This window comes from Thermus thalpophilus (assembly GCF_022760915.1).
In the GTDB taxonomy this organism is placed as follows: Bacteria; Deinococcota; Deinococci; order Deinococcales; family Thermaceae; genus Thermus; species Thermus thalpophilus.
Genome location: NZ_JAKTNS010000031.1, coordinates 18,212 through 27,333 on the forward strand (window position 1 = coordinate 18,212; position 9,122 = coordinate 27,333).

At 63.4% G+C, this 9,122-nt stretch carries 7 protein-coding genes and 1 pseudogene; all 8 read right to left on the minus strand.

Features of this window, described 5'->3' with window-relative positions; genetic code table 11:
- Positions 1-2 precede the first annotated feature (2 nt).
- The gene (locus tag L0D17_RS10325; RefSeq protein WP_243095055.1) at positions 3-3,758 is read right to left on the minus strand and encodes a RecQ family ATP-dependent DNA helicase; all 3,756 of its coding nucleotides are present in this window, start codon (positions 3,756-3,758) and stop codon (positions 3-5) included.
- A 17-nt stretch (positions 3,759-3,775) separates the two neighbouring features.
- Entirely contained in the window at positions 3,776-4,693 is a 918-nt protein-coding gene (locus tag L0D17_RS10330; RefSeq protein ID WP_423247864.1) for a ParB/RepB/Spo0J family partition protein, read from the minus strand.
- Positions 4,693-5,652, minus strand: a complete 960-nt coding sequence (locus L0D17_RS10335) for a ParA family protein (RefSeq protein ID WP_039457267.1) — start codon at positions 5,650-5,652, stop codon at positions 4,693-4,695. Before L0D17_RS10335 ends, L0D17_RS10330 begins: the two co-directional genes overlap by 1 nt.
- 129 nt (positions 5,653-5,781) lie before the next feature.
- A complete protein-coding gene (locus L0D17_RS10340) occupies positions 5,782-6,291 on the minus strand; it encodes a hypothetical protein (RefSeq protein WP_243095057.1) in 510 nt (169 codons plus the stop codon).
- 75 nt (positions 6,292-6,366) lie between these two features.
- Complete coding sequence (locus L0D17_RS10345) at positions 6,367-7,434, minus strand: replication protein (protein ID WP_243095059.1); 1,068 nt, start codon at positions 7,432-7,434, stop codon at positions 6,367-6,369.
- A gap of 288 nt (positions 7,435-7,722) precedes the next feature.
- Positions 7,723-8,370: a helix-turn-helix domain-containing protein gene (locus L0D17_RS10350; RefSeq protein WP_243031410.1), complete on the minus strand. Its 648-nt coding sequence runs from the start codon at positions 8,368-8,370 to the stop codon at positions 7,723-7,725.
- A gap of 348 nt (positions 8,371-8,718) precedes the next feature.
- Positions 8,719-8,808: pseudogene (locus L0D17_RS10355) on the minus strand (IS5/IS1182 family transposase); the annotation flags it as partial.
- A 63-nt stretch (positions 8,809-8,871) separates the two neighbouring features.
- The gene (locus L0D17_RS10360; RefSeq protein ID WP_014632315.1) at positions 8,872-9,024 is read right to left on the minus strand and encodes a hypothetical protein; all 153 of its coding nucleotides are present in this window, start codon (positions 9,022-9,024) and stop codon (positions 8,872-8,874) included.
- Positions 9,025-9,122 lie beyond the last annotated feature (98 nt).

Below are 9,122 nucleotides of genomic sequence, written 5' to 3' on the forward strand. Positions count from 1 at the left end.
CCCTACCCCTGTAAGCTGGCTTCAAACCTTTCCTTGATCGATCTCAGCTGGGAAGAAGCCCCTTCCCGTTCCACCCACTCCGTCAGCTCGGAAAGAAGCTCTAGAGAAGCTAGACTCGCCGTAAGCCGAGCAGCCGGATCGTCATATCCCAGGCGCTTCCCTACCTCCTCATAAACCTGCTTTCGCTCCCGGTAGCCCCCAAGAGGGGAGTGGGCGAGAAGCACGCTTCCCAGGTGCTCCGGTCCCAACCTTCCAAGTTCGGCGAGAAAAGGACCGATCTCGTCGACAGAAAGGCCCTGCTTCAAGGCCTCAGAAGTCCCCCGCTTCAGGTAGAGAGCTCCTTGAGCGGGATCTTCGCGCCCCTTGAGGGCACCCGCCAGGAAGAAGGCTCCTAAACTCGTTCCTTCGCGCTCCAGGTAGTACTCGGAGCGGAGCATGACCGCTTGACTCAAGCCTCTCTCGCCCGCGGCGGAAAGAAGCAGATCGGCTTCCTCCTCCGACCAGCTCTGGAAAAAAGAGGAGAGCCGCCGAACGATCTCCTCGGGTTCAGCTTCCCTTGGGGGAACCAGCGCTCCAGGGACCGGGAAAGCCAAAGAGGGCTCACAGACATCGCAGAAGCCACAACGGTAATCGTCTGGTGGAAGCTGGTCGTCAAAGATGCTCCGAAGCACCAAGCGGCGACACCGGTTTCTCTCCGTGCTCAGGGCGTACTCGATGAGGTTCCGAAGCATCTGGATGCGCATGGGATAGACCGTCTCGTACACCCTCTCCAAAAGGATGCGGAGGGCTTTCTCTACAGGATCTAGTGGATTGCCAGCAGAAGCGCGGCGAAGAGGTTCCAACCTTTTCTCCATCACCTCTACCCCCAGCCGCGTTTCTGCCAGGAAAGCCCTAAGCCGTTCCTCAAAAGTCCGACGGCTTATCTTAGGCGGGGGGAACCAAAAACGGAGGCGCCGCTGTGAGAGGTACTCTACGGTGTAAGCTTCTAAAAAGCCAATTTGCATGAGGCGCACGAGGGCATATTCAAAGCTGGTCAGTTCTTCCTCATGACCCTCCACCTCCACAAAGCGCTGCCCATCTGGTCCACCCTGCGAAGCGTGGTAAATCCTCTCGGCCACATTCATGGCCCTTTGCAAGGACTCCTCTACCCCGGGATAGCTCCCCTGAAGGAACTCAACCTGACGAGCATAGTCACAAGGAAGCGTCAGGCCGTAGGAGCAGGACCGGAAACGCCCGTTCGGAAGGCAAGGAGGTATCCCGTCTCCGCCTAGAACATGTTGTTCCAAGCACGACCGCGTGGGCGGTGTCAGGATCAAAGCGACATGCGCGTGCCTTCCATCGCGCCCCGCGCGCCCTGCCTCTTGGTAGTAGCCCTCGAGACCGCTGGACATGGCGTGGTGGATGATATAGCGAATATTCCGCTTGTCCACCCCCATGCCATAGCCCTTTGTCGCCACCAGAAGCGGAAAGCGGTTCTCCTGGAAGCGGTCCTGGACTTCTCGTACCCTATCTTCCCAGTCAAAGATGATCTTTGGTTTGACAAAGGAAGAACCGCAACTACGGCAAGTGTTTTTTCCCCGATCTGCAAACCACTCGCTAGAACCGCATGAAGGACATACAGCCGGCTTTTTACTTGCGTAAACGTGCACCTGATCGCCAGAAGCCAAGCCCTCTTTGAGGAGGAAGCTTCTTATCGCGTGGACACCCTCCTCGAAAGTCTTCTGCCCGCGAGGGTCGGCATAAATGGCAAAAATGACGCCGGCATGCGGGTACGAGGACTGCTTTGGCCTTCCTATAAGCTCCTTCCGTGGCACGCCCAGCGTCCGTGGAAGGATCTCGGTCAAGAGGTTTCTAAGAAGGTTCCTCTTTTGGTTCAGTCCGAGAGGAGCGGGATGGACAGAGAAACTCAGGTTGGGACGATCGCTACTGGCGAGTTGCTCCACAGCCCCCTCGGGGAGCCCCAGAACCCTCAGGATGTCCCTTCGAACGGGAGGAGAGGCCGTAGCCGTAAGCGCGATCAGGGGTAGCTTCCTCGGCGAAACCGCCTGGATCTCCTCGTAAAAGCCACGGATATGGAGATAGGCGGGCCGGAAGTCATGCCCCCACTCGGAGACGCAGTGCGCCTCGTCTACAGTTACCGCCGAGACAGGAAGGTTTCCCAGTTCCCTTCGGAATTCCTCAACGAACCCCTTGATGCGGATCCGCTCCGGGGAAAGGTACACAAGGCGGTAGCGCCCTTCCAACAAAGTCTTGGTCTTGCTCTCTTTGGCCGCGGCCTCGTCGTCGCTGGAAATCGAGGTGACCGCTGTGACGCCGATCCGCTGAAGGTTGTACACCTGATCCCGCATCAGGGCCCGAAGAGGAGAGATGACGATGTTCACCCCCGGGACGAGGAAGGAGTAAAGCTGGAAAATAAGAGACTTACCATAGCCCGTGGGCAACAGGGCAAGGCCGCTTTCTCCCCGTAGCGCCCGTTGCAAAAGACGAAGTTGGGCTTCCTTGAGCTCTGGCACCGGGAAAAACTTCCGGGCGAAGAAGTCCAGAACGAGGGCAGAAGATGCCGTCCCGACAAAGGGAGGAGTCCAAGATCCTCGTTCCTCTTCGTATTCTGCTTGGAAAGCGTCGGCCTCGCGCGTTAGGGAAGCGATACGGTCCCAAGAGAAAACGTCAAGAGCCCCTTCTTCAGGAACTCCGTCGACAACTGAAAAGCCCTCAATCCGCCCAACCCAAAGCGGCAGGAGATCCCGGAAGGCCCTTGAAACGCTATCCACGTCTAGCCGATAAACGCGAACTTCCGGTAAGGGGAGGTCAACCCCGGCAAGCCGGCCCACGTTCAAAAGCGTGAAGTAAGCATCGGCGAAGGCCGCCTCCACCAAGGGGGTGGATGACTCTGGGTCCACAATTTGGACGGAACGTTCGCCTTCCCTGACCGCCTTTAAGAGGCGCGCAAAGGCCCCTTTCAGGGCGATGGGGTACCGCACCGGAAAGTCCACAAGCCAGTGGAGGGGCGAATAAGCGGGCCCCCTGGAAAGCCCCACCCCACCTTTCCTCAGGTAGCCCCCCAGGACTGGGTCGCTCTCGGCAAGCCTTATCAGGGCTTCACGGGCCTTTCCCGAGCGGATGTCGTCGTAGGCGATGGGAAAATACGCGACTCCCCGGAGCGTAAGCGACCGCTGACGGCTTTTTTCTCGCGCAAAGCGGTCCGGGCGCTCGTGGTAGCTCTTGCCTTCGATCTCTATGGCGTACGGCCTTTGACCGAAGAGGATGAAGTCAGCCCTGCGCTCTCCCCCCTCCTCGTCCAAGAAGCCCACCTGGGGCAACAAGAGGGCAAGCCCCTCGCTACCAAAGAGGGGAAGGTAAACCTCTTTTAGGAAGAGCACCTCGGCATAGTGCTCCTTCCCTTGAAGACGGTGCTTGCGCACGAAGTCGTCTAACGTTTCGACGGGAACGAACTCCCAGTCGCTCAAAGAAGCCCGAGATATGCGCTCATAAAGGAGCTCTTTGAGTCCTTCCTCTGAGGGCCACCAATGGGTGGCATAAGCGTAAGAGCGCCCCTCGTTTGGGGGCCGAGTAAGGAGAGCTTCTGCAAGATCGAACTCTAACCCAAACCGCTTCCCTACCGCTTGAAGGAGGGCCGTCTTGAGAGGAATGGGAAGAACCCCAAGGGGATCCTCAATCCTGGGGCCTTTAAACTCCGGCCCCAGGATCCGATAAGCCCAGTAGAAAACCCCTTCGTGGATCCTTGGCAAGACCGCCATACTGAACCCAGACGCGTTTAACCAAGCAGTTCCTTGAGCTCCGCTAAGAGCGCTTCTACCCTGGCCCGCTTTTCCGTGGGGAGAGCACTAAAATCCGTCTTCTTCAAGGCGTCGATGACGTCTCCATACCACGCCGCAGGAGCCTTCTCCAAGGCAGGCTTACGCGCGACCAGAACCTCCCGCACCCGGGCCTTCAGTTCCCGCAAGGAGAGGCCCGCCTTCACCTCCTCCAAGAGGGCCTTCCGCAAGGCCTCGTCTTTCACCTTCTTGAGCTCCAGGGCGGCGGTGTAAGGGATCGCCCCCTCCTCCAGAGTTGCCCTCAGGTCCTCGGGGAGGGAGAGGAGGGGGAGGCGGTGGCGGACGAAAGACTCCCAGGACATGCGGCCCAAGGCCTTGAAGAGCTCCTCCACTCTCCGGGCCTCGGGGCTGCCCGCAACGTTGCGGGCTGCCACCCCCCGCTTCTCCTTCCGCATCCGCTCGAGGAGCCCCACCACCTCCTCCACGGACCTCCCCAAGTCTTCCGATAGCAGGGCGAGGACCCCCACGGTCTCCTCGTAGGGGTTCAGGTCCTCCCGCTGGAGGTTCTCCACCAGGGCGAAAAGCCTCGCCTCCTTTTCGGAGAGCTCCACCACCCGCACCGGGACCTCGGAAAGCCCCGCCATCCGGGCGGCCCGGTACCGCCTCTCCCCGGCCACGATGGCGTACCTCCCGTCCCCCAAGGGCCGCACCAGGAGGGGCTGGAGCACGCCCTTTTCCCGGATGGAGTGGGCGAGGGCCTCGAGTCCCTCAAAGCGCTTGCGGGGCTGGGGAGAAGGGACGAGGGCCTCGAGGGGAAGCGTCTTCCCCCCAGCCTGGACCGGCTTCCCCTCCATCTCCTCCAAGGCGGAAAGCGCCCTGGCCAGGAAGGGGTCCATGGGGCTCGGCTTGCGGCTCATCAGGCCACCTCCTTGTGAAGCTCAGCCTTGACCTGCTCCAGGATCCCCTCCAGAAAGTCCCCGAGGGCCCGCATCTCCCGCCGCACCTCCTCCCCGCCCACCGCTTGCACCGGAAGCCGCTGTACTTGAGCCTCCCGGTACACCGCCGGACGGCGCACCAAGGGGGGTGCTAAGGGGATCCGCCCTCCAAGGCCCTCGAGCTGGGCCAAAACCTCCCGGTCCCGGACCGTCCCTTCCAGCCCGTTAGGGATGAGGGCGCGGACGAAGGCGCCCCCGCCCCACATCCCCAGAGAGGCCAACCCCTCGGCGTAGTCCTGGGCCACGGAAAGCACCGTGGGCAGGGCCTGAAGGCCCTTGGGCGAGGCTTCCACGGGAACCAGAAGGCCGTCCCCGGCCATACCCGCAACTCCAGCCAGGGAGCCCAGAGAGGGCAGGGAGTCTACGAGGATGAGGTCGTACTCCTGCCGGAAGGCTTCCAGGGCTTTCCTCAGGGCGAACATCTTGTAGGGCTCCCGGATGAGGACAAGCTCGGCCCGGGCAAGTTCCACATGCGCGGGGATGAGGCTAACCCCCGGAAGCACCTCCCTCGGCCTGAAGCGTCCCTTACCCTCTAGGAGCCCGAGAAGGGTCTCCTCTACCGGAGCGTCCACGATGCCGAGCCAGGCGGAGAGGTTGGCCTGGGGGTCCACGTCCACGAGAAGAACGCGCTTGCCCCTAGAGGCCATCTCGTACCCCAGGTCCCGGGCCAGGGAGGTCTTCCCCGCCCCCCCGGCGTGGGTGAAGAGGGTGAGCACCACCCCTTCTCCCCCCGGGGCCTCCACCTCCTTGACCACGTACCAGTAGCGGCCAAGGCGCCGCGCGTTGAGTCTCCCCTCCTGGATCTGCTTGAGGGCGCCGGAGTAGGAGAGCCCCTGCTCCAGGGCCCAGTCCTTGAGGGGAATGAGGACGGTCTTCTTCATCTTGGAAGCAATATAACCCGCCTCACGCCGTGAGTCAAATCCCACAGCGGGTGTGTTCTAAATCACCCGGATAAGAGCCTTTCGGCCTCCCTGCCGTGGCCTCGAGGCCGGCGGGGACCACCCCCTCCTTCAGGAAGGATCGTCCCAGAGCCTGGCGGGCTTCGCCTTCCTCGCCACGAGCCGCCGGGTCTTCAGGCGGGCCTCCCCCTCCACGTAAACCCCGCTCCCCAGGGTGAGCTCCTCCAGGAGGGCGAGGGGAGCCCAGAGGGTGAGGGTGAAGGGCTCCTTGAGGCGTCCCCCGGGATTGGGCCGCACCTCGAGGCCAAACCTCCCCTCCTCCCGGTCCACGAAGGCCACGCGGCCCTGGGCGGCCATCAAGGGGTGTCCCTTCCCGTCCCCCCTGGGAACCCCGATCCGACCAAGGCGAAGGGACTTCTCCAGAAGGCCCTGGCCGTTCGTGCGGGGCCAAAAGGTGCCCCGGATGCGCGCCCCCACCAGCTCGGCCATGGGCCGGCCCCGGTGGGCCCGGGGCAGGCGGAGGAAGCTCCCGTCCGGGAGGCGGAGGCGGTAGAAGGTGTAGACCTGGCCGTTCGGGGCCTGGCTTTCCTTCACGAAGACCTGCCCTTCCGCGACCACCACGGCGGCGTAGTGGGCGCCAAACCTTAGGGGAACCCGACTCAGGGAAGGTGAAGGGGGCGTCGTGACCATTCCCCTCTACCCTAGCACACGCGCCTGGAGGACGCTCTCCCGGTCCACCAGGTAGGCCACCCCGTCCACCTCCACGAAGGCCTTGGCCCCGCCCCCGGTCCACCCGGCGAAGTACCCCCGCCTCCCGTCCGGGAGGAGGAGGAGGGCGTCCTTAGGCACCTCTTCCAATGAGGGCGGGGGAGGGAAGGAGCGCTCGGGCGGGGCGAGGTCCTGGAGGAGACGGTCCAGGTAGGCCGCCGGGTAGCGGACCGCGCCGAGGCGGGCTCCCTTCAGGGTGCGGTCCAGGGCCTGGAGGAAGGCCTCCCCCAGGGGCAGGGCCTCCCGCTCCATGCGCTCCAGGTAGGCCCGCCAAAGCCCCCCGTGGGCGAAGCCCGGGCGGAAGACCCGGTAGAAGTCCACCCAGAGCCCCGCTTCCTTGAGGCGGGCCTGGAGGCGGTACTTCGTGCCTTCATTCACGAGCACCGGGGAAGATCCAGAAGGGGAAGGGGAGGCCGGAGACGGCGAAGGAACCAGGAAGGTCGCCCGCTCTCCTCCCTCTGAGGGAGAGGCGGAAACCGCTCTTTCCTCCGGGGCTTTGCAGTCAGCCTCTACCTCTTCAGCCTCCTCCGCCTCCGCCGCTTGGGCGTGAAGATGAGGAGGATTTTTTTCTTCAGTAGTTGTTTCTTTTTCCTTTATTTCCCGCACCGAGAGAAGCCCGTCCTGGAGGGCGTTTTCCTCACCCGTGCCTTGCAAAGCTTGCAAGGGGGTCTGCACGGCGTGCACGGGGGCCTGCAGGTCCTGCCCGGGCGGGGCATCGGAAAGCCACCACCCCGTGGCGTCCCGCTCCACCAGGCCCTTTTCCCAGAGGGCGAGCAGGGCCTTCTCCACCGTGCGGGGGTCCCGCCGGAGGAGGAGGGCCAGGTCCTTGGTGGAGGCCTTCTTGTGGTGGAGGTTCCTGCGGGTGGCGAGGGCGAGGAAGACCGCGAACTCCCGGTCGGAGAAGCCGCTGCCGAAGAGCTTGTTGAGCAGGGGGTTGGGGATGAGGGTGAATCCGTTTGGCGATTCCAGATGGGTCCAGCCGATTCGCGCTCCCACGGTTGCCTTCTGGGCCGCTTACCCCCGGCCCTGGGGCCCGTGGGGCTTCCACCCGGGTTGACATTTTCCCTTCCGCTTGGTACCCTCGGATTAGGGGATCTCGAGAGTACCAAGATGCTTGCGGTGAAGGGATCGGGGGAAACCCCGGTCTTCCTGCTTTTACCTACCGCTACGCGTCCTTAGGCGACCTCTCACCTCCTTAACCCTGGAGTTTAGCACGTCCCCCCAGAGTTGGCTAGCCACAACCGGAGGTTAGCATATATCACCGGTTTTGGCAATACCTGGCCTTTACAGCACCCGCCACCCCCGCACCAGGCCCAAGACCTCGGGGCGCTCCTCCCTGAGCCAGAGGGTGGGGAGCTCCGGGTGAAGGGGGTAGAGGGCCAGGGGGTCCCTCTCCAGAGCCTCGTGGGGGAAGAAGGCGGCGTGGCCCTGGGCCTTCCCCAGGTAGACGGCCTGGGGCTGGAGAAGAGGCCTGAGCTCGGTGAGGACCCAGACCCTCCGGGCGGTGGGGAAGGGGACGTCCAGGGTGGCGAGCCACCTCCCTGGGACCTCCAGGAAGGCCAGGAACTCCATCACCGCCCCCCGGGGAAGCTCGGCCGGGGCGAGGAAGGCCCGGGAGGCGGGCTTGCCTTCCTCCAGCTCTTTGGGAGAGGTGTAGACGGGAAGGGTGAAGGGGACGAAGCCCAGGTCGTCCCCGGGGACATCCTCCCCCATGACCTGGGAGAGGGTGAGGCCGAGGGCCCTGGCGAGGCCCACCAGGTACTGGGCGGAGAGGGTCTTGGGGTCCACGGCGCCCCGCTCGATCTTGGCCATGAGGCTGGTGGAGAAGCCCGCCATGCGGGCGAGCTCTTCCTGGGTAAGGCCAAGCTCCCGCCGCCTCTCGCCGATGCGGAGGACGTGGCGGGGAAGGGGGCGTTTGCTGGTGCGCGGCATGACCACACGATACGGCCTGTCCTCTTCTGGCGCAACGGCAATTCTGGGAAGCGGTTGGGGCATAGCGCTTCCCGTGCGGGCGCAAGGGGGGTTCGTGCAGATTCTTCCGGGTAAACTGGCCCCGGTGGAACTGGCTTTCGCGATCTACGCGGACGAGTACGGGGAGACAAGGTCGCCTTTTTGCCCGGGACGTGACCTCCGAAGTGTTCGCCCTTTTGAGGGATCCAGCTTCGTGGGAGCAGCTTTGGATCTTTCCCTAACGTACTAAGCCCGGGGAAACCCCGGGCCCAGTCCCTAGTTAACAGGGTGGCCGAGAGGGAAAGCCTTGTCAACGAGGTGCGGGCTTGCCTAGCAAATCGCCTTGTACCCCGGAGGGGGCGGGAGGAGGGAGAGAAGAACCCTAAGGCCGTAAGCGATGAGCTCCAAAAGCGCTCGCGCCCCGAAGCCGGATAACCGGCCGCACCTCCGCTTGAGGAGTGGGGCCAGATAACTCTTTCCCCGTCAGGAGAACACTTTGCGGGCGTGGTCGTAGCGCCAGGAGCGGCCCCGCTTGCCCTTGGGGGTGGGCGGGGCCACCTCCTGGGCCAGGCGCAGGCAGTGTTCCAGGACCTCCTTGGGGCTTGCCTCCCGGCAAACGAAGCCGCGCTTGCCCATCGGGGCGCGAGTATACGCCCGTCATCCCGACCTTTGCAAGGCAATGTAGTCGGTCAACACATTTGAGACTCTGTGGGGACCGCCTCCCCCCGTATTTT